This is a genomic window from Pseudomonas sp. 22085, from assembly GCF_052045815.1.
GTDB lineage: Bacteria > Pseudomonadota > Gammaproteobacteria > Pseudomonadales > Pseudomonadaceae > Aquipseudomonas > Aquipseudomonas glycinae.
The window spans coordinates 1-19,263 of sequence record NZ_JBQEQA010000004.1; the positions used below are offsets into that span (position 1 = coordinate 1).

At 59.2% G+C, this 19,263-nt stretch carries 20 protein-coding genes and 1 pseudogene; 8 read left to right on the forward strand and 13 right to left on the reverse strand.

Annotation, left to right across the window (positions count from 1 at the left end; genetic code table 11):
• Positions 1-65 precede the first annotated feature (65 nt).
• Complete coding sequence (locus tag ACTJK7_RS05460; RefSeq protein WP_064383698.1) at positions 66-953, reverse strand: LysR family transcriptional regulator; 888 nt, start codon at positions 951-953, stop codon at positions 66-68.
• A gap of 120 nt (positions 954-1,073) precedes the next feature.
• On the opposite strand from ACTJK7_RS05460, the gene ACTJK7_RS05465 reads away from it, so the two are divergent.
• The 4 genes from ACTJK7_RS05465 (at position 1,074) to ACTJK7_RS05480 (ending at position 4,350) form a co-directional block, all read left to right on the forward strand.
• Positions 1,074-1,514, forward strand: coding sequence for a PACE efflux transporter (locus ACTJK7_RS05465; RefSeq protein ID WP_011335585.1), 441 nt, complete (start codon positions 1,074-1,076; stop codon positions 1,512-1,514).
• 125 nt (positions 1,515-1,639) lie between these two features.
• Complete coding sequence (locus ACTJK7_RS05470; protein WP_440779825.1) at positions 1,640-3,061, forward strand: MFS transporter; 1,422 nt, start codon at positions 1,640-1,642, stop codon at positions 3,059-3,061.
• 153 nt (positions 3,062-3,214) lie between these two features.
• A complete protein-coding gene (locus ACTJK7_RS05475) occupies positions 3,215-3,781 on the forward strand; it encodes a hypothetical protein (protein ID WP_108563055.1) in 567 nt (188 codons plus the stop codon).
• A gap of 200 nt (positions 3,782-3,981) precedes the next feature.
• A complete protein-coding gene (locus ACTJK7_RS05480; RefSeq protein WP_440779826.1) occupies positions 3,982-4,350 on the forward strand; it encodes a hypothetical protein in 369 nt (122 codons plus the stop codon).
• A 90-nt stretch (positions 4,351-4,440) separates the two neighbouring features.
• Here the strand turns inward: ACTJK7_RS05480 and ACTJK7_RS05485 are convergent, their stop codons facing one another.
• The 6 genes and pseudogenes from ACTJK7_RS05485 to ACTJK7_RS05510 form a co-directional block, all read right to left on the reverse strand.
• Positions 4,441-4,980, reverse strand: coding sequence for a methyl-accepting chemotaxis protein (locus ACTJK7_RS05485; protein WP_373874146.1), 540 nt, complete (start codon positions 4,978-4,980; stop codon positions 4,441-4,443).
• A gap of 9 nt (positions 4,981-4,989) precedes the next feature.
• A pseudogene (locus ACTJK7_RS05490) lies at positions 4,990-5,760 on the reverse strand (PAS domain-containing protein); the annotation flags it as partial.
• Between the two features lie 588 nt (positions 5,761-6,348).
• Entirely contained in the window at positions 6,349-7,362 is a 1,014-nt protein-coding gene (locus ACTJK7_RS05495) for an ABC transporter substrate-binding protein (protein WP_440779827.1), read from the reverse strand.
• On the reverse strand, positions 7,359-7,904 hold the full coding sequence (locus tag ACTJK7_RS05500; RefSeq protein WP_108563059.1) for a sigma-70 family RNA polymerase sigma factor: 546 nt from the start codon (positions 7,902-7,904) through the stop codon (positions 7,359-7,361). The genes ACTJK7_RS05495 and ACTJK7_RS05500 overlap by 4 nt, the downstream gene beginning before the upstream one ends.
• Positions 7,905-8,031: 127 nt before the next feature.
• Positions 8,032-8,823, reverse strand: a complete 792-nt coding sequence (locus tag ACTJK7_RS05505) for a phosphate/phosphite/phosphonate ABC transporter substrate-binding protein (RefSeq protein WP_108563060.1) — start codon at positions 8,821-8,823, stop codon at positions 8,032-8,034.
• 7 nt (positions 8,824-8,830) lie between these two features.
• Complete coding sequence (locus ACTJK7_RS05510) at positions 8,831-9,772, reverse strand: fatty acid desaturase (protein WP_108563061.1); 942 nt, start codon at positions 9,770-9,772, stop codon at positions 8,831-8,833.
• 337 nt (positions 9,773-10,109) lie between these two features.
• Here ACTJK7_RS05510 and ACTJK7_RS05515 point away from each other — a divergent pair, with 337 nt between their 5' ends.
• Positions 10,110-10,529: a GNAT family N-acetyltransferase gene (locus tag ACTJK7_RS05515; RefSeq protein WP_323150908.1), complete on the forward strand. Its 420-nt coding sequence runs from the start codon at positions 10,110-10,112 to the stop codon at positions 10,527-10,529.
• Here ACTJK7_RS05515 and def read toward each other — a convergent pair whose 3' ends face one another.
• From def to ACTJK7_RS05530, 3 genes are all read right to left on the reverse strand, one after another.
• Complete coding sequence (def, locus tag ACTJK7_RS05520; protein ID WP_440779829.1) at positions 10,530-11,069, reverse strand: peptide deformylase; 540 nt, start codon at positions 11,067-11,069, stop codon at positions 10,530-10,532.
• Between the two features lie 2 nt (positions 11,070-11,071).
• On the reverse strand, positions 11,072-12,022 hold the full coding sequence (locus ACTJK7_RS05525; RefSeq protein WP_064383717.1) for a YihY/virulence factor BrkB family protein: 951 nt from the start codon (positions 12,020-12,022) through the stop codon (positions 11,072-11,074).
• A gap of 178 nt (positions 12,023-12,200) precedes the next feature.
• Positions 12,201-12,392: a CsbD family protein gene (locus ACTJK7_RS05530; RefSeq protein ID WP_011335596.1), complete on the reverse strand. Its 192-nt coding sequence runs from the start codon at positions 12,390-12,392 to the stop codon at positions 12,201-12,203.
• 197 nt (positions 12,393-12,589) lie between these two features.
• Here ACTJK7_RS05530 and ACTJK7_RS05535 point away from each other — a divergent pair, with 197 nt between their 5' ends.
• Positions 12,590-12,967, forward strand: coding sequence for a hypothetical protein (locus tag ACTJK7_RS05535; protein WP_007951149.1), 378 nt, complete (start codon positions 12,590-12,592; stop codon positions 12,965-12,967).
• A gap of 168 nt (positions 12,968-13,135) precedes the next feature.
• On the opposite strand, the gene fadD1 is transcribed toward ACTJK7_RS05535, so the two are convergent.
• Entirely contained in the window at positions 13,136-14,833 is a 1,698-nt protein-coding gene (fadD1, locus tag ACTJK7_RS05540; protein WP_064383718.1) for a long-chain-fatty-acid--CoA ligase FadD1, read from the reverse strand.
• 330 nt (positions 14,834-15,163) lie between these two features.
• Positions 15,164-16,852: a long-chain-fatty-acid--CoA ligase FadD2 gene (gene fadD2, locus ACTJK7_RS05545; RefSeq protein ID WP_064383719.1), complete on the reverse strand. Its 1,689-nt coding sequence runs from the start codon at positions 16,850-16,852 to the stop codon at positions 15,164-15,166.
• A 248-nt stretch (positions 16,853-17,100) separates the two neighbouring features.
• On the opposite strand from fadD2, the gene ACTJK7_RS05550 reads away from it, so the two are divergent.
• Positions 17,101-18,045: a lysophospholipase gene (locus ACTJK7_RS05550; protein WP_440779831.1), complete on the forward strand. Its 945-nt coding sequence runs from the start codon at positions 17,101-17,103 to the stop codon at positions 18,043-18,045.
• A 43-nt stretch (positions 18,046-18,088) separates the two neighbouring features.
• Positions 18,089-18,559: a MaoC family dehydratase gene (locus ACTJK7_RS05555; RefSeq protein WP_093099066.1), complete on the forward strand. Its 471-nt coding sequence runs from the start codon at positions 18,089-18,091 to the stop codon at positions 18,557-18,559.
• 124 nt (positions 18,560-18,683) lie between these two features.
• On the opposite strand, the gene ACTJK7_RS05560 is transcribed toward ACTJK7_RS05555, so the two are convergent.
• A complete protein-coding gene (locus ACTJK7_RS05560; RefSeq protein ID WP_039766107.1) occupies positions 18,684-19,151 on the reverse strand; it encodes a PA2169 family four-helix-bundle protein in 468 nt (155 codons plus the stop codon).
• Positions 19,152-19,263 lie beyond the last annotated feature (112 nt).

Consider the following 19,263-nt stretch of genomic DNA (forward strand, 5'->3'; position numbering starts at 1 on the left):
TTTTGGACTGGACCACCGCTATCGCTGGCAAGCCAGCTCCCACAAATTTTGTGGTACTCCCCTGTTCAAGGTTCGGCCTTTACCCCGCCGAGGAGTTCAACCAATGCCAGCGCGCCCTTCTGCAAAGGCTGGCTCTTGAGCCACACCGCGTGCACCGGCAGCACCAGGCCGTTTTCGATGTTGCGAAAATTCAGCCGTTTCAGCCGTCCGCTATCGAGCCACGGCTGCACCACCGACAGCGGAAAATTGCCCCAGCCCAACCCTGCCTCGACCATCTCCAGCGCCGTTTCCAGGTTGTCGGTGCGCCAGTGGGATTCGGCCACCAGCGGCCGGGTTTCGCTGATCGGCAAATCGCGACTGCCAACCACGATCTGCCGGACATGCACCAGATCCTCGAGAAACAGATCCTGCCCCTGCAACAACGGACTGTCCGCCGCCAGCGTGGCGATCATCCGTTCGCTGCCGACAAACTGAAAGCGCTCCAGCACGTTCACGCTCAACCCGGCGAACGCCAGGCACACGCTGACCCGGCCGCTGTGAAGCATCGCCAGTACATCGTCCTGCGGCGCGGTCAGCACTTCGATGTCGAGCAGCGGATGGCGCTCACTGATGTCCTTGATCGCCGCCAGCAACCGTCGCCGGTCGATATCCGCCGCCACGCCGATCGACAACTTGCTCTCCAGGCCCAGCGATAACTGCACTGCGTGCACCTGCAATTGCTTGAGCTGATCGGCGATCAGCCGCGCGTGTGGCACCAGCGACAGCGCCATCGCCGTGGGTTGCGGTTCGCGGTGGCTGCGATCGAACAACGCATAACCGAGTTCGGCCTCAAGATTGCCGATCGCCATGCTCACCGCCGACGGGACTTTGCCCAACGCCCTGGCAGCGGCGGAAAACGAGCCGCGCTCGATCACGGCGAGAAACAGCTCGATGCTTTCGCTGTTGAAATTCACTTCATTTACCTATCAATAAAACTGAAAGCTTCTGACTTTTTCTGTCACCGCCATTGAAGCTATCTTTCGTCGCCTTCGCCAGCCCCATTGGCCACAAGTCGCAAGAAAGAGGCAATTCCCATGCAAGGCGTCAAACGCAAACTGGTCTATGTGTCGCTCTACGAAGTGATCGGCATGACCTTCTCGGCCCTTGGCCTCGCCCTTTTGTCCGGCACCTCGCCCGGCAGCACCGGCCCGCTGGCGGTGATCATCACCACCATCGCCGTGACCTGGAACTTCATCTACACCTCGCTGTTCGAGCGTTGGGAAAGCCGCCAGGTGTCACGCACCCGTACGGTGAAACGGCGCATCGCCCACGCCGTCGGCTTTCAACTGACGCTGATCGTATTCCTGATTCCGCTGATCGCCTGGTGGATGAACATCAGTCTGGTGCAGGCCTTTTTGCTGGATCTGGCGTTGATTGTGTTCATCCCTTGCTACACCTTCGCATTCAACTGGCTGTTCGACCGGGTATTCGGCTTGCCGGCGTCGGCGCTGCCCGATCCGACGCCTGCGACATAAATCGTTAATTGGTAAGCGGATATTGCAAGAAATCGGCGGTTTTACCGCGCCAACCGCCGATATAAACAATCCTTGATTTCCGATAGCAGGCTAAGCTTTTCCATCAATAAAAAATGGATCAGCCCATGACTGCACACGCCCCCGCCGCGCAACGCGACGGCATCGACCCGATACGCGCCGCCGAGATTTCCGCCCGCATCGACCGCCTCCCGGCAGTCGCCACGATCTGGCGGCTGGTGGCGCTGCTGTCGATCGGTGGTTTCTTCGAACTCTACGACCTGTTCCAGACCGCCTACATCAGCCCCGGCCTGATCCGCGATGGCATCTTCGCCACCGGCAATCAGGGCGTGTTCGGTTTCTCCGATCAGGCCGCGTTCGCCTCGGCGACGTTCCTCGGCCTGTTTCTCGGTGCCAGCCTGCTGAGCCCGATGGCGGACCGTTTCGGGCGGCGGGCGATCTTCACTTTCGCGCTGGTCTGGTACACCGTCGCCACAGTTTTAATGGGCGTACAGAGTTCAGCGCTGGGGATCATCTGCATGCGTTTTCTGGTGGGTATCGGCCTCGGCATCGAACTGGTGACCATCGACGCCTACCTCTCGGAACTGGTGCCCAAGCGCATGCGCAGTTCGGCGTTTGCCTTCGCGTTTTTCGTGCAGTTCCTGTCGGTGCCGGCGGTGGCGCTGATGTCCTGGTGGCTGGTGCCGCAGGCGCCGTTCGGAGTGTCCGGCTGGCGTTGGGTGGTGTTGGCGAGCGCGGTGTTTGCGTTGTTTATCTGGTGGTTGCGCAAACGTCTGCCGGAGTCGCCGCGCTGGCTGGCGCAGCATGGCCGCTTCGATGAGGCGAACCGGATTCTTGACGGTATCGAGGCGCGTTGTGAGAAGGATCACCGCCAGCCACTGGACGCGCCGGAAGCAGTAGCCGTCGATGTCGAGGGCAAGGGCCGTTTCGCCGATATCTGGCAGCCACCGTATCGCCGCCGCGCGTTGATGTTGATCGTCTTTCACATCTTCCAGGCCATCGGTTTCTTCGGCTTCGGCAACTGGCTGCCAGCGCTGCTCTCCGGGCAGGGCGTCAGCGTCACTCACAGCCTGATGTACGCGTTCATCATCACCCTCGCCTACCCGCTCGGGCCGTTGCTGTTCGTCAAATTCGCCAACCGCTTCGAGAGCAAGTGGCAGATCGTCGGCTCGGCCCTCGGCGCCATGACTTTCGGCACCCTGTTCGCGTTGCAGACCAGCGCCTTCGGCCTGATCTTCTGCGGGGTGATGATCACCTTCTGCAACGCCTGGCTGAGCTTCAGTTATCACTCCTATCAGAGCGAACTGTTCCCCACCAACATCCGCGCCCGGGCGGTGGGCTTCTGTTACTCCTTCAGTCGTTTGTCGACGGTGTTCAGCAGCCTGTTGATCGGTCTGTTCCTCGATCACTTCGGCACGCCGGGCGTATTGGCGTTCATCGTCGCCAGCATGCTGATCGTGATGCTGACCATCGGCTATTTCGGCCCCCGTACCCGTAACCTGGCGCTGGAAAACATCGCCCATCGCTGACGGACAACGGTCATCCTCTGCCGCCCACCGGCAAGGGATGACCGCTTTTCCTGTTTACGAAAAACCATAAATCATTGAAATAAAATGACTTATTCAACAGGCACGGTAATTGCTGCCTAGGGCTGACAGCCATTACCTACAGGTTCATTCATCATGTTGGTCAGTGCAAAACAACAGCAAATCATCCACCTGCCCAAGCAGTTGAATGACGATGCAACCGCCACCGCAGCGGCCGGTCTGCAAGGCGGCCTGCACGGCGCGATGCTGCAGACCCTGCAAAACCAGGCCCAGGCGCAAACCGCCGAAGCCACCGCCAAAGTGCAGGAATCGGCCACCCAACTGGCGACCCAGCAAGTCAGCGAAGCCACGCGCATCAGCGACAACGTCGACGAAGCGTTCGCCAAGACCCGCGTCGCCCTGCAAACCTCCGATACTTCGCCGAGCAAATCCACAGGCTCATCGGCCCTGGATGAATTCAAGGACTACATGAGCAAAACGCCGGAACAGCGTCTGCGCGACAGTATCCTCAAGGAAATGGGCCTGACCGAAGACGACATCAAAGCGATGCCGCCGGAGAAACAACTGGCAATCGGCAAAGAGATCGCCGAGCGTCTACAGGACAAGATCAAGCTGGCCGAAGCCGAAAAACAGAACAAGCAAGACGCCAACTCGACGAAGATCAGCGACGAGTCGGCGGACAAGTTCCTCGCCTCGCTTTAATACCCGTAGACAGTGCTCAATTGAGTACTGTCTATTCTGTTTCCCGGTATTTATCTCGCAAACCACCGTGACCACTCATCCGAAAGAACGACTTACCTGTCAGATATGACAGTAGCCATCGTCAGATCAGATCCGTTTAATCAAGCAGGTAGCTGCCATGCATCTACACAAAGATTAATGACGCTGAGCAGGAGTTCATCATGAGAAGAGATGGTTTCGTTGGTCATTTAAAAGCAAAGACTTTCTTCAACAACGTGGAGTTGGGAAAGGGCTACGATTCGGAGAGTATCGCATTCACCATTGAGCAGCTTCTTGCCTACGCACCAGAAGGCAATGTGGTTATCGTTTATGGCGACCCGATCTCGGAGGGCCTCAACACCATCCGGGTAGGTACAGGCCAGAAAGGCCTCATGACATACCTGGGATACCATTGCGACGGGGAAGTAAAGTTGACAGTTGATCCTACTTTCTCTCGTCAAGCTGGGACATTCACTGTGTACTTTCACGATGCCATCAACCGGCTCATAAAGTTAGAGGGAGAGTTTGACGTAAAGTATGACCTACTGTAACGAGCATCAAGGGCTCTGAATGTTGCCAGAGCCCTTGATTCTAATCGAGGCTTACTGAACGAGCGGCATTACCATCAATCGCAGACTGAATTAATTTAGCTGCAATGTCTCATTGAACTGACTGATCGCATCCACCACATGCCGCGATCCCTGCTGAATCTCCCGAATCGCATCCCCCGCCTCGTTCGCCAGTTCCACCCCGAGCCCGGTGCGGCTCAGGCTCGACTGCATGCTCGACACTGCGCTCAGTGACAGCTCATGGTTCTTGCGCACCACGTCGACGATCTCCACGGTCGCCTGGCTGGTTCGCGCCGCGAGGCTGCGCACCTCGTCCGCCACCACCGCAAAACCACGCCCGTGCTCACCCGCCCTTGCCGCTTCGATCGCCGCGTTGAGCGCCAGCAGGTTGGTCTGGTCGGCAATCCCGCGAATGGTCTGGACGATGGTGCCGATGATGTCCGACTGCTTGCTGACCGCATCGATGCTCAGCGCCGCCTCGTTGAGGTCGCGGGAAATGTCCTGAATGATCTGCACCGTTTGCTGCACGACCTGTGAGCCTTTTTGCGCGCAGGCGTCGTTTTGTACCGAGGTGCTGTGGGCCGATTCCGCAGCGGTCTGCAAGGTGGTCATCTGGTGGGTGATGTCGCTGGCGAACTTCACCACTTTGTACAACCGGCCCTTGGCGTCGAACAACGGGTTGTACGAGGCTTCGAGGTACACGGTCTGCCCGGACTTGTTCTTGCGCTCGAAACGATGCGAGTGATATTCGCCGCGATTGAGCGAGGCCCAGAACGCCTTGTACTGCGCGGACTCGGCTTCGACCCGATGACAGAACAGGCTGTGATGATGGCCGACGATTTCGTTGAGCGAGTACTGCATGGTCTTGAGGAAGTTGTCGTTGGCCGTGATCACACTGCCTTCCGGGGTGAACTCAATCACCGCCATCGAACGGCCGATGGCGGCCAGCATGCTCTCTTCTTCCTTTTCCTTGTTCACGCGCGCGGTGATGTCCGCCGCCACTTTGATCACGCTGCGGACTTGTTTGTCCGGGCCATACACCGGCATGTAACTGGCTTCGAGCCAGATTTCCCGACCGCTCTTGTTCAAACGCAGGAAAGTGCCGCTGATGGGTTCGCCACGGGCCAGGTCACGCCACAATTTGGCGTATTCCTCGCTGCGGTAAAACTCCTCTTCACAAAAGATCCGGTGATGTTTGCCACGCACTTCTTCGGCGCTGTAGCCCATGGTTTTACAGAAGTTGTCATTGGCATCCAGAACGATGCCCTCGGGGGTGAATTCGATCATTGCCATCGAACGGCTGATCGCCGCCAGCTTGGCGTTGGCTTCGGTCAGGGCACAGCTGAAACGTTCGATTTCCTGCAGGTCAGCCTTGTGATGTAGGTTGAACATGTCTCGATCACCTTCCGCGCGTTCTTTTGATTTGATGAAAGTTCAGGTCTTTCAGAATCCACCACTACGTTCCACAGAACAGGCACACGCCTTCCTCCACGGGAGGAAGTTGTCAGGTGATAAACGATGATTAATCGGAGAGTCCATGCGACGACGCTCTAATCAAGGCATCCTTTTCTTGATAGCCCGCAGGCGGGCCATTCCTAACGTGTAGAAGAACTTCCATTTAGAAACATGCTCCTTGTCGGTTCAGTGTCCGGTGCCTTCGGTTGCGCACTCTGGCAGCTTTGTTCACGGCTAACCGATTGCCGTCTGAGCGCTTTGAATGACGGCCGACATAGTTAGTTATGAATGAGCATAGACAGCGCGAATGCTTGCGCAAGGCCACTAGTCGGCCAGCAATGAGGGAATTCGGACAGGAAACGGACGAGAAACGGTTCAGCGCAAAAAAGGCTTGGTCTGGTCGAACGCCATCGCGGGCAAGCCACGCTCCCACAGGTACCACGCAGGCTTGAACANCAGAACCTTGTGGGAGCGGGCTTGCCCGCGATGGCGTCGGTGCAGCACTACAGAAATATCAGAAAAAAACTACAGACTGCTGCTCACCTTGTTCGCCACATCAGCCGTTACCCAGGGCTTCCACACTTGCGGTTGATCGCGCAGGAACGCCTCGGCCACCTGACGTGGCTGCTGGCGCTTCTCGCTCATCCCGGCCAGGGTCTGGTTCAGCAGATCGATCGGCAAGTCGACTTTCTCAAAGAACGTCACCAGCTCCGGATACTGGGCCTTGAACGGCGCCGACACGCCAATCGCCAGGCTCGCCGGCATCGAGCGGGTGCCTTTCGGATTCGGGTTGTTGGCATCGGCCAGGGTTTTCCAGGCTTCGGCGTCGAACGGTGGCTCTTCCAGCTTCACCAGTTTGAAGCGACCGAGCAGCGGCGTTGGCGACCAGTAGTAGAACAGCACCGGTTTGCCGCGCTTGATAGACGACGCCACCTCGGCATCCAGCGCCGCGCCGGAGCCGGTGCGGAAGTTGACGAAGCTGTCGTTCAGCGCGTAGGCCTTGAGCTTCTGGCTGTTGACGATTTCTGAGGTCCAGCCGGTCGGGCTGTTGAGGAAACGCCCACGGTTCGGGTCTTCCGGATCCTTGAACACATCCTTGTAGCGCGGCAGATCGGCCACCGATTTCAGCTCCGGCGCCAGCGGCTTGATCCCACGCTCGGGGTCGCCCTTGATCACGTATTCCGGCACCCACCAGCCTTCGGTGGCGCCTTTGACCGTGTCGCCGAGGCCGAACACCTTGCCTTCGGCGGCAGCCTTGACCCACGCCGGACTGCGCCCGGCCCACTCTTCGCCGATCACCTGAATATCGTTTTTCGCCAGCGCCGCTTCCAGGCTGACGGTGCTGCCCGGCAGCGTGTCGGTCGGGTAGCCGTAGCCTTTCTCGACGATCAGGCGCAGCACTTCGGTGATGAAGCTGCCGCTTTCCCAAGTGATGTCGCCGAAGTGGATCGGCGCGGTTTTTTCCGCTGCCACCACGTGGCCGGCCGTCAGGGTCAGGGCCAGCAGCGAACTGCCGAGCAGGGTTTTGAGCGATCTCATGCGGACCTCTTGTTCTGGGAGGAAATCAGGGTTTGGTTGGCGCTGTGGCGATTGCACAGGGCCTGGGAACGGGTCATGTACAGGCTCACCGATCGCTGGGATATGCCCAGTTCGGCAGCGATTTGCGGGTAGGTCAGGCCGTCGATGCGCGCCAGCAGAAAGGTCGAGCGCACCTTGCCCGGCAGGCGCTGGAGTGTCCGGTCCAGATGCTTGAGGCTCTGCGACAGGTCGGCGAGTTGTTCGGGAGATGGCGCGTGATCGAGATCCACTTGTTGCAGTTGATTCAGATGCCGACGCTCCAGGTCGCCCCGCCGCCAGCGCTCATACAGCAGGCGTTGGGCGATGGTGGTGAGCAAGGCGCGGGGTTCGCGGATGGCGGTCAGGCCGGGGGCTTCGAGCAGCTGCGCGAAGGTTTCGGCGGCGATGTCTTCGGCCGTGGCGGCATCATTCGATTGCCGACGCAGACGTGCGCACAACCACTGGTAATGGTCGCGAAACAACGTGTTCACATGATTGCGATGGGATGAGTCGGCGCCGGACATGGGGGCTCCTTGGTCAAGGGTCGCTGAATGTCCGGTCGTCCGGTGGCGCGATCCTAGCAAGGTGCCTTATGCGTTAAAAATACTTAAAAAGAATTTTTATATTCCATTAACGAATTACAAGAAGTCACTAGCGCAGGCGGCCATAACCCAGCTCTTCGGCCTCGCGCTGGTAATCCCGCAGGACGAGGTAATCGCTTTCGCTGGCGGGCAGGACTTCGGGCAAACCGAGGATGCGAGCCACATCGGGCAGGTCTTGAAGGCTGCTATTCATCGCCCGGCGCAAGTGTTCAATCTGCTCGTCCGTCGTGCTGGCGGCGGTGATAAAGGGCAAGGTCGGGCTGAACGCACTGCACGCCACTACCCGCAATCCGCTGACCTCTGCGGCGGCATACTGCGCCAGGTACGCAAAGGTCACGCTGTCGATGGCCGCCAGATCGGCGCGATCTTCGCGCAACCAGCGCAGGCTTTCGCGGTGGCCACCACTGATGCCGACCGTGGCGAAAAACTGCCCGTCCCGGTGCAACGGCGCCAGACGCTGACGCAACAGGTTCATGCCGCTGTTGGAGTCGTCGCTGTTGATCACCCCGCGACTGTCGAAAAATGCCGCCAGACTGCGGCGCGAATCATCGGCGCGGGCGAGGATCAGGCTGCAATGGTTGCCGGCGCTGGCGTCCGGCAATTCGTAGCGCGGACGACCGACAATCCTCACCTGCCCGCGCAGCGCGGTCATCAGCGGATAGCCGCAGGTCTGGGTCAGCAGCAACTCGGGTGAGCGCCAGAGTTCCAGCAGCGACAGGCCTTCGGCATCGAGCCGCGAACGGCCCAGGTGTTCGAGAATCCGCGCCAGCCATTGCTCGTTCGCCGCGCGGATCGGCTCGGGTGCGATGTACATCAACAACTCTGCGTAACCTGACGTCATGCTGGCCTCAAATAAACGGATGCTGCGGGCTGTCGATCGGCTTGATGCCGTGCCGGCGCCACAGTTGCCCATAACCTTGCACCAGAAATCCGCCGCTGCGCGCCACCCATTGCTCCCGGCGCATGCGGTAGGCCTCGGGCAAGTCGTACCACGAAAGCTTCGGCAAGTCGTGATGCACCAGATGAAAATTCAGGTTCAGGAACAGCCAGCGCCACGGCCATCCGGCCTCGTTGAGCACCGTGCGCTGCTCCGGTTGCGTATGCGGCCGATGTTCATAGTAGGAGCGAACCATCGCGATCGACAGCGCCGGCACGCTGATCAGAAACAGGTAATACCAGACCTGCAACACGCTGTAGCGGGCGATGAAATACAGCATCAGCACGGTCAGGGCGCCGTGGGTCAGCCACATCAGCCAGGCCTGGCGCTCGCCGCTTTTCAGACGTTGCAATTCTTCACCGGCCAGCGCCAGCAATGCCAGCGGTGCGCCAAGAATGAAGCGACCCAATACGGTCTTGTTCAGCCAGTGCAGGCTGCGTTCGAACAGCGAACTGCCCTGCCAGCGTTCGGCACTCAGGTAACGGCTTTCGGGATCGACACCGGGGATTGTCAGATCTTCATCGCGATGGTGCTGCAAATGGCTGTCGCGGTAGAGCGTGTAGGGATACCACACCGCGAATGGCGCATAACCGAGGAGTTTGTTGACGAAGGTCCAGCGCGTCGGATGTCCGTGAAGCAATTCGTGCTGCACCGACAGCCACAGCACCAGCAACGGAATCAGCAGCAGCGTGCTCCACCAGACGCCGAGCCGTTCGCTGCCCAGCACAATCGCAAACCAGCCGCCGTACACGCCGATCAGCAGCAGCCAGGTCGGCCACTCGGTGCGCGCGGTGAAGCGCTGACGCAGGGTTTCGATCTGTTGGCGATGGGCATCGTCAAAATAGTGGGGCATGGCGTGGCTCGGAACGAGGGTCTGATCGTTCTGTGCAACACCGACGGGAAATCTTGCAGATTATTTTTGCGGGCTGTTTTCAAGGACAAGACAGGAGCCCGGATCCGGGCTCCCGAAAGGCGTGATCAATGGCCAAAAATGTCGACTTTTTTCGCCCTCTTTTCGTGGCGTTTTTCGATGGCGGTCTTGGCCGGTTTCTTCTTCGCGGCTTTTTTCGAATCCATACCTTTGGACATGATGCATACTCCACTCAGAGGGGATGTGAGATCAGGTATACACCTATCCCGGCGGGCACGTTGTTTTATAATTCGCAGCTTTTGCACCGGCAGTCCGATTCATGACCGACATCCGTTACAGCCAGCTCGACGACCTGTCCTGGCCCTTGATGAACAAGTTCTACCGCCAGCATCAATCGTCGATGAAAGCGGTGCGCGAGGCGCAATTGTGGGTGGCGCGGCGGGAGGAAATCGTGGCGGCGCTGTGCCTGCGGCCGGTGTTCGGCGGGCATTGGCTGACCGGGTTGTTCGTTGTTCCGGCCTGCCGCGAACAGGGCATCGCTGCGCAATTGATCGCGGCGGCGGTGAAAGATGTGGAGGCGCCGGTGTGGCTGTTCTGCCATCCGGACTTGCGTGGATTCTACGAGCGGCGCGGCTTCACCTTCGACCCCGCCCTGCCCCAGGCCATGGCCGAACGTTTGAGCCGCTATGCGCGGAGCAAACCGATGATTGCCATGGAGCTCGCAACGCGCCTGTTTTAGTCAGTCGTCCGCGTTGGGATCGAGGTCCGGAAACATCACTTCGGTGAAACCGAATTTGCTGAAATCGGTAATGCGCGACGGGTACAGGCGCCCGATCAGGTGATCGCATTCATGCTGCACTACCCGCGCATGGAAACCAGAGGCCACGCGCATGATCGGCTCACCCTTGGGATCGACACCTTCGTAGCGGATCTGCTGGTAACGGTCCACCGCGCCCCTCAGGCCGGGCACCGACAGGCAACCTTCGAAGCCCTCTTCCATCAGCGGGCTGAGCGGCGTGATCAGCGGGTTGATCAGGATCGTCTGCGGCACGGCTTCGGCGTCCGGGTAGCGTTCGCTGTGCTCGACGCCGAAGATCACCAGTTGCAGATCGACACCGATCTGCGGCGCGGCCAGGCCGACACCGCCGACGCTTTCCATGGTCTGGAACATGTCGTCGATCAATTGCCACAGCTCGGGACTGTCGAGCATTTCAGCGGGCACTGGCGGGGCGATGCGCAGCAGGCGTTCGTCGCCCATCTTCAGGATTTCACGGATCATGGTCAGGCTTCGTCAGTGTTCGGCTTGAGCGAATGATCGCGCCCGAGGCCGGAAACGTGTTGTTTGGGATGTTCATCGAGTTCGCCGGGGACTTTCTCGCCCGAATCCTTGCCCTCGCTGGACATATGTTCGATGACCGCATTCATCTCCGCGCCGAGCAACAACACGGCGGAGGAAATATAGAAATACAGCAACAGCACGATGATCGCACCGATGCTGCCATACATCGCGTTGTAGTTGGCGAACGTCTTGACGTAGAACGCGAAGCCCAGGGACGCGATGATCCAAACCACAACCGCCAACACCGAGCCGGGGGTGATGAAGCGGAATTCCTGTTTGACGTCGGGCATCACGTAGTAGATCAGCGCCACGGCCACCATCATCAGGATCACGATCACCGGCCAGCGGGCGATCGTCCACAAAGTGACAATGACTTCTTCCAGCCCGACCTGCGCGGCGATCCAGCCCATCACCTGCGGGCCGAGCACCATCAGCGCCGCGGCCACCAGCAGCATGCCGGCGATGCCGACGGTGTAGATGATCGACAGCGGGAAGCGCTTCCAAAGGGGCCGGCCCTCGACCACGTCGTAGGCGGCGTTCATCGCGCTCATCATCAGGCGCACGCCGGCAGACGCGGTGTACAGGGCGATGACGATACCCACCGAAAGCAGGCCGCCCTTGGATTGCTGCAGTTGATCGATCACCGGGTTGACCTGCTCCAACGCCTGGGGCGGCAACACCAGCTCCGATTGCAGGCGCAGCCAGGAGAAGAAGTCCGGCAGGTGCAGGAAACCGATCAGGGCAATCAGGAACAGAATGAACGGGAACAGCGAGAACAGCATCTGGTAGGCCAGTGCCGAGGCATAGGTCGACATCTCGTCGTCGACGAATTCGGTGACCGTGCGCACCATCACCCGGTGCAGGGGCAGACCTTTCATGTCGGGAAAAATCATTCGCGTCTCCTTTCGCCGCAAAACAGGTTGAAGTCGTGGCGACTCAGGGGCCGTTTTTTCTCTCATCAAAGTAGCTTAATTGGCGACTTTGAAACACTGTGATCCGTGACCGCATGTGAGCGGGATACGAAAACGGCCATCCTTGGATGGCCGCTTCGCTGTTTCGTTCAAGGCCTGATCAGGCCTTGTCGACGCCTTTCTTGATCGCGTCCTTGGCTTTGCCCACCGCTTGCTGGGCCTCGCCTTTCTTCTCTTGCAGTTTGCCTTCGGCTTGCAGTTTGGTGTTGTCGGTGGCTTTGCCGACACCCTGCTTGACGTTGCCGACCGCTTCGTTGGCCATGCCTTTCACTTTATCGCTCGTGCTACCCATGGTGATTCTCCTTGGAACATTAACGGGGAAAGTCAGTACGTAATGATTGACTGGCCCGGTTTGCGCCAAGTTTCATTTATTTTCAGGGTTTCATTTCGTCGCGACGTGCAGGTTGGGCTTTATGTTTGCGAGCGTTGCCCCGAGAATGCCCACCACAAGGGCGCCAGGCGCCACAGAACCGATCCCGCAGGAATGTTATGAAACTCGATAAAAAGCAGGCCATCGCCCGTCGCAACCAGGAACTGGGCGGTGCCGTGCTCGGCACCAACAACTGCCACTTCGCCGAACTGAACCGCAACCGCAACATCTGGTGGTTCGACTTGCCGGTGTCGCGTCTGGCGATCGGTCAGTACGAGTGGATTCACCTGTTGATGCACACCCCGGCCACCGACGAACTGCTGCACCTGAAAGTGCCGACCGTGTTCCTGCGCGAGAAACTCGAAGGCCTGGTGATCCGCAACGAAGGCAAGCGCAAGGCGGCCCTGAGCCTGGAACTGAGCGCCGACAAGGACTCGTACCTGCAGGACATGCGTCCGGCGGGCACCAATGTGAACTTCGCGCCGTTCCGCCAATAAAACACTCACGCTGATCGTTCCCACGCTCTGCGTGGGAATGCCGCCCCGGACGCTCCGCGTCCAGCACGGCAGGGACGCAGAGCGTCCCGGGATGCGTTACCACGCAGAGCGTGGGAACGATCAAGCGGTAAACCAACAAAAAGCCCCGCATCTGCGGGGCTTTTTGTTTTATGCGGCGCTCTTCGCCTTGATCTTCTTCAGCTCTTCGTCGCGCAGTTCGCGGCGCAGGATCTTGCCGACGTTGGTGGTCGGCAGTGCATCGCGGAATTCCACCGAACGCGGCACCTTGTAGCCGGTGACGTTGGCGCGCATGTGCTCCATCACCTGCTCCTTGGTCAGCGTGACGCCCGGTTTGGCGACGATGAAGATTTTGATCGCCTCGCCGGATTTTTCGTCCGGAACGCCGATGGCCGCGCACTGCAACACGCCCGGCAAGGTCGCCAGTACGTCTTCCAGCTCGTTCGGGTACACGTTGAAACCGGAGACCAGAATCATGTCTTTCTTGCGATCGACAATGCGCATGTAGCCGTCCGGCTGGATCAACGCGATGTCACCGGTTTTCAACCAGCCTTCGCTGTCGAGCATTTCATCGGTGGCTTCCTGACGCTGCCAGTAGCCTTTCATCACCTGCGGACCCTTGACGCACAGCTCGCCGATTTCGCCCAGCGGCTGCTCGACACCGGCATCGTCGATGACTTTGCACAGGGTCGAAGGCACCGGAATGCCAATGGTGCCGATCTGAATGTTCTGGATCGGGTTGACGGTGGCAACCGGGCTGGTTTCGGTCATGCCGTAACCTTCGCAGATCGGGCAACCGGTGACCGCTTTCCAGCGCTCGGCCGCGGCCAGTTGCAGGGCCATGCCGCCGGACAGAGTGACTTTCAGCGCCGAGAAATCCAGCTTGCGGAAACCTTCGTTGTTGCACAGGGCCACGAACAGGGTGTTAAGGCCGACGAAACCGCTGAACTTCCACTTCGACAGCTCCTTGACCATCGCCGGCAGATCGCGCGGGTTGCTGATCAGGATGTTGTGGTTGCCGATCAGCATCATCGCCATGCAATGAAAGGTGAACGCATAGATATGGTAGAGCGGCAGCGGGGTAATCAGGACCTCGCACCCTTCGTTGAGGTTGGAGCCCATCAGCGCCTTGCACTGCAACATGTTGGCGACGAGGTTGCGATGGGTGAGCATCGCGCCCTTGGCCACGCCGGTGGTGCCGCCGGTGTATTGCAGTACCGCAACATCACCGCTGTCCGGGTTGGCTTCAGCCACCGGCTGGCCCTGGCCCTTGCTCAGCACATCGTTGAACTTGATGGCTTTTGGCAAGTGATAAGCCGGAACCATTTTCTTCACGTACTTGATGACGCTGTTGATCAGCAGGCGCTTGATCGGCGGCAGCAGGTCGGCGACTTCGGTGACGATGACGTGTTTGACGCCGGTTTTCGGCACCACGGCTTCGGCCAGGTGCGCCATGTTCGCCAGGCACACCAGCGCCTTGGCACCGGAGTCGTTGAATTGGTGTTCCATTTCCCGCGCGGTGTACAGCGGGTTGGTGTTGACCACGATCAGCCCGGCGCGAATGGCACCGAAGACGGCGACCGGGTACTGCAACACGTTGGGCAGTTGCACGGCGATTCGATCACCGGGCTGCAAGTCGGTATGCTGTTGCAGATAAGCGGCAAACGCACCGGACAATTCGTACAGTTCACCGTAGGTGAGGGTCTTGCCCAGGTTGCTGAACGCCGGTTTGTCGGCGAAGCGTTGGCAGGATTGCTTCAACACTGCCTGAATATTCGGGTACTCGTCTGGATTGATGTCGGCAGCAATTCCAGCGGGGTACTTATCCTTCCAAAAGTCTTCGATCATGGAAGCCCACTCCTCAGCAACGCGAATTCAGCACCGCATTTGATGCGATTATTATTGGTGTTTGTTTATTGGTGAGTCTGGCTTTTTACAAGGCCGAGAAGTCACAAAGCGCGCCGAGAGTAGCAGCTTTGCCAAGGGTCGACCAGAGCCAAAAGCAGCCCACATGGTCACTTTAATGACTCAAGAACTATTGGCAGTCATTTTAGAGCAAAAATCCTATAAGACCTTGAAAGGCCCGGTTTTCAGGGTCTGTAAACAAAAAATCGCGAGCTGGCTCGCTCCCNCCTGTGGGAGCGAGCCAGCTCGCGATTGTGCGAAGCGCAGTTCCTTTTAGGCGATATCGCGCAACTCTCTGCGCAGGATTTTCCCGACAGGCGTCATCGGCAACGACTCACGCAGCACGATGTGTTTCGGCACCTTGTAAGCGGTGAAATTCTCTTTGCAGTAAGCCTTCAGTTCTTCCAGGCTCACCCCGGTTTCCCGCGCCACAACAAACAGCTTCACCGCCTCGCCGGAACGCTCGTCCGGCACCCCGATCACCGCGCAGTTGGCGACTTTCGGGTGGGCCATCACCACGTCTTCGATCTCATTCGGGTACACATTGAAACCGGAGACAATGATCATGTCTTTCTTGCGGTCGACGATGCGCACGAACCCGTCCGGGTCGATCACCGCGATGTCGCCGGACTTGAACCAGCCTTCGCCATCCAGCACTTCGGCGGTGGCCTCGGGCTTGTTCCAGTAGCCCTTCATGATCTGCGGGCCCTTGATGCACAACTCGCCGCGCTCGCCCAGCGGCTGCTCGACGCCGTCGTCGTTGATGACTTTCAACAAGGTGCCCGGCACCGGCAGGCCGACCGTGCCGATCCGCGACAGCTCGCCGTACGGATTGGTGCAGGCCACCGGCGAGGTTTCGGTCAGGCCGTAACCTTCGGTGATCCGGCAACCGGTGAGCTGTTCCCAGCGTTCGGCCGTGGCCTTGACCAGCGCGGTGCCGCCGGAGTTGGTGAGCTTGAGGGTGGAGAAATCCAGGGTCTTGAAGTCCGGATGATCCATCAGCGCGACGAACAGGGTGTTGAGCCCGAGCAGCGCCGAGAATTTCCAGTTCTTCAGCTCCTTGATGAAGCCGCCGATGTCACGCGGGTTGGTGATCAGTACGTTGTGGTTGCCTGACACCATCATGCACATGCAATTCGCGGTGAAGGCATAGATGTGGTACAGCGGCAACGGCGCGATCATCACCTCCTGCCCTTCGCGCAACAGCGGCTGGCCGTCGCTGCCGAACTGACCGAGGCAGGCGCGCACCTGCTGCATGTTCGCTACCAGATTGCCATGAGTGAGCATCGCGCCCTTGGCCAGGCCGGTAGTGCCGCCGGTGTATTGCAGGACGGCGATGTCATCGAGGCCGACCTTCAGCGGCTTGATGCCCAGACCCCGGCCCATGCGCAACGCGCTCTTGAAGGAAATCGCCTGGGGCAGCGAATACGCCGGGACCATCTTCTTCACTTTGCTGACCACAGTGTTGACCAGCCAACCTTTGGCGGTGGGCATCAGATCGCCCATCTTCGCTTCGATCAGATACTGAATGTCGGTGTCCGCCAGCACTTCCTGAACCTTCTGGCCGAACATGTTCAGGTACACCAGCGCCCGGGCACCGGAGTCCTTGAACTGGTGACGCATTTCCCGCGCGGTGTACAGCGGGTTGGTGTTGACCACGATCAGCCCGGCGCGCAACGCGCCGAACACGGCGATCGGATAATGCAGGACGTTGGGCATCTGCACAGCGATGCGATCCCCTGGTGCCAGATCGGTGTGGGCTTGCAGATAACCGGCGAACGCGGCGCTCTGGCGCTCCAGCTCGGCGTAGGTCAGGGTCACGCCCATGTTGCTGAACGCCGGGCGATCAGCGAATTTCTTGCAGGAACGCTCGAACACCTCGATCACCGACTTGAACTCACCCGCATCGATGTCCAGGGGTACGCCCGCCGGGCGTTTGTCATTCCAGAAATCAGGTTGCATTGTTCTTGTCCTCTTTACCTGAGCCGATCCGGGGCCGCTTCGCTGTCATTTCTTTCTGTCCCTGAAAAAGCCGAGAGCAAAAAGCGGGGCTTCACGGACACTAGCAGCTATGGTCAATCAGGCAAATATGAGCAAGGTCCTCATTGATCGTGTGAATCTTCCTGCCGTGGCGTGAGCTGATCGGACGCGCTATACAATGCAACCTCTGCACGACGCTTGAGCAAAAACAGGCCGCAAAAGGAATCGCCATGATCCACGACACCTTCTGGCTGGACGCGAGTGACCGCAGCCGCCTCTTCGTCAACCAGTGGCTGCCGAACGCGCCGCTGAAAGCGGTGATTCTGCTGGCCCATGGCATGGCCGAACACAGCGGTCGCTATGCACGGCTGGCAGAGGCGTTCTGCGCCGAAGGTTACGGTGTGTGCGCACCCGATCAGCGCGGCCACGGCAAAACCGCCGATCATGGGACGCGGGGGCATTTCGCCGATGACGATGGCTGGTGCAAGGTGGTCGGCGATCTGGCCAGCCTCAACCAGCACATCGGCCAGCGCCATCCGGGCGTGCCGATCGTGCTGCTCGGGCACAGCATGGGCAGTTACATTGCCCAGGCTTATCTGCTGCATCACAGCGCCAGCCTGCACGGCGCGATTCTCAGCGGCTCGAATTTCCAGCCAGTCGCGCTGTACCGCGCGGCCCGGCAGATCGCCCGTTTCGAAAAGCTGCGCCAGGGCGCCAAGGGCCGCAGCGCACTGATCGAGTGGCTGTCATTTGGCTCGTTCAACAATAAATTCAAACCGGCGCGCACCGCGTTTGACTGGCTCAGTCGCGACCCGGTCGAGGTCGACAAGTACGCCACCGACCCGTTGTGTGGCTTTCGTTGCACCAATCAGTTGTGGATCGACCTGCTCGGCGGGTTGCAGCAAATCAGCAAAGCGTCCAATCTCGCCCAGATTGATCCGGGCCTGCCGCTGCTGGTGATTGGCGGCGAATGTGATCCGGTGAGCGAAGGCAAGCGTCTGACTGATCTGGCCAACGCCCTGCGCGCAGCCGGCAGCCAGAACCTGCAACTCAAGATCTACCCGCAAGCGCGGCACGAATTGTTCAACGAGAGCAACCGCGACGAAGTGACCGCCGATGTGCTGGCCTGGATCGAACAGGCCCTGAGCCATCGCCGGCCACACCGCAGCGAATAATTTTTTTGTGGATTCATTTCATCCGTCACAGGAATTCAGACCCATGACCCAGGTTACCAACATCCCTTATGAAGCCCTCGAAGTGGGCCAGACCGCGAGCTACAGCAAGACTGTCGAAGAACGCGACATTCAGCTGTTCGCCGCGATGTCCGGTGACCATAACCCGGTGCACCTGGACGCCGAGTTCGCCGCCGCCAGCATGTTCAAGGAGCGCATCGCCCACGGCATGTTCAGCGGCGCGCTGATCAGTGCGGCGGTAGCTTGCGAGCTGCCTGGGCCGGGCACCATTTACATCGGCCAGCAGATGAGTTTCCAGAAGCCGGTGAAGATCGGCGACACCCTGACCGTACGCCTGGAAATCCTCGAGAAACTGCCGAAATTCCGCGTGCGCATCGCCACGCGCGTATTCAACCAGCGCGATGAGCTGGTGGTGGACGGCGAGGCCGAGATCCTGGCGCCGCGCAAGCAACAGACCGTTACCCTGCCGACGTTGCCGCCGATCAGCATTGGCTGATGCATTGCACAAAACAAAAGTGGGAGCGGGCTTGCTCGCGAATGCGGTATATCAGCAAGATTATCGTTGCCTGATACACCGCATTCGCGGGCAAGCCCGCTCCCACATTGTGTTTCAGTGAAGCTTACGAGCGTGCGCGAGCCTGGTTACGCAGCGCTTTCACCTGGTCGTGATTGCGTTGCACACCGTGGTACTGACGTTCGACCAGATCACGAATGCCGACCAGGTTGTGTTTGTTGATCTTCTCGATCGCTTCACGATAAGCCTTCAGGGCATGGTCTTCACCGCGCTCGGCTTCGTTGAGCACTGCTTCTTCGTCTTTGCCGGTGAACATCGCTTTGACGTCGACCCAGCGACGGTGCAGATCACCGCTCACACTGGTCGAAGTTTCCGGATCGCCACCCATCGAACGCACCGCTGCCTGCAGCTCGGCCGCTGCCGTGGCGCAATCGGCAGAACGCTGGGTGAACAAGGTTTTCAGCTCAGGGTGCTTGATGTCTTCAGCGCAGGTCTTGAAGCCTTCCTGACCATCCTTGCTGGTTTCGATCAGGTCGTTGAGGACGGAGATGGCTTCTTTATTCATGTCAGTCATTTTTCAATTCCTTGCGTGGGTGAAAGATGCAAGGAGTGTTGCAGTGGTCGTGCCAGCTTTTCGAAAAGAAATTAATCGTTAATTTTCAATAACTTATAAATAAAACGAAAAT

Excerpts from the sequence above, each read along its gene's own strand:
- ACTJK7_RS05465 (WP_011335585.1), top strand. The coding sequence starts at position 1,074 with ATGCAAGGCGTCAAACGCAAACTGGTCTATGTGTCGCTCTACGAAGTG.
- ACTJK7_RS05470 (WP_440779825.1), top strand. The coding sequence starts at position 1,640 with ATGACTGCACACGCCCCCGCCGCGCAACGCGACGGCATCGACCCGATA.
- ACTJK7_RS05475 (WP_108563055.1), top strand. The coding sequence starts at position 3,215 with ATGTTGGTCAGTGCAAAACAACAGCAAATCATCCACCTGCCCAAGCAG.
- ACTJK7_RS05480 (WP_440779826.1), top strand. The coding sequence starts at position 3,982 with ATGAGAAGAGATGGTTTCGTTGGTCATTTAAAAGCAAAGACTTTCTTC.
- ACTJK7_RS05485 (WP_373874146.1), bottom strand. The coding sequence starts at position 4,980 with ATGACCACCTTGCAGACCGCTGCGGAATCGGCCCACAGCACCTCGGTA.
- ACTJK7_RS05495 (WP_440779827.1), bottom strand. The coding sequence starts at position 7,362 with ATGAGATCGCTCAAAACCCTGCTCGGCAGTTCGCTGCTGGCCCTGACC.
- ACTJK7_RS05500 (WP_108563059.1), bottom strand. The coding sequence starts at position 7,904 with ATGTCCGGCGCCGACTCATCCCATCGCAATCATGTGAACACGTTGTTT.
- ACTJK7_RS05505 (WP_108563060.1), bottom strand. The coding sequence starts at position 8,823 with ATGACGTCAGGTTACGCAGAGTTGTTGATGTACATCGCACCCGAGCCG.
- ACTJK7_RS05510 (WP_108563061.1), bottom strand. The coding sequence starts at position 9,772 with ATGCCCCACTATTTTGACGATGCCCATCGCCAACAGATCGAAACCCTG.
- ACTJK7_RS05515 (WP_323150908.1), top strand. The coding sequence starts at position 10,110 with ATGACCGACATCCGTTACAGCCAGCTCGACGACCTGTCCTGGCCCTTG.
- def (WP_440779829.1), bottom strand. The coding sequence starts at position 11,069 with ATGATCCGTGAAATCCTGAAGATGGGCGACGAACGCCTGCTGCGCATC.
- ACTJK7_RS05525 (WP_064383717.1), bottom strand. The coding sequence starts at position 12,022 with ATGATTTTTCCCGACATGAAAGGTCTGCCCCTGCACCGGGTGATGGTG.
- ACTJK7_RS05530 (WP_011335596.1), bottom strand. The coding sequence starts at position 12,392 with ATGGGTAGCACGAGCGATAAAGTGAAAGGCATGGCCAACGAAGCGGTC.
- ACTJK7_RS05535 (WP_007951149.1), top strand. The coding sequence starts at position 12,590 with ATGAAACTCGATAAAAAGCAGGCCATCGCCCGTCGCAACCAGGAACTG.
- fadD1 (WP_064383718.1), bottom strand. The coding sequence starts at position 14,833 with ATGATCGAAGACTTTTGGAAGGATAAGTACCCCGCTGGAATTGCTGCC.
- fadD2 (WP_064383719.1), bottom strand. The coding sequence starts at position 16,852 with ATGCAACCTGATTTCTGGAATGACAAACGCCCGGCGGGCGTACCCCTG.
- ACTJK7_RS05550 (WP_440779831.1), top strand. The coding sequence starts at position 17,101 with ATGATCCACGACACCTTCTGGCTGGACGCGAGTGACCGCAGCCGCCTC.
- ACTJK7_RS05555 (WP_093099066.1), top strand. The coding sequence starts at position 18,089 with ATGACCCAGGTTACCAACATCCCTTATGAAGCCCTCGAAGTGGGCCAG.
- ACTJK7_RS05560 (WP_039766107.1), bottom strand. The coding sequence starts at position 19,151 with ATGACTGACATGAATAAAGAAGCCATCTCCGTCCTCAACGACCTGATC.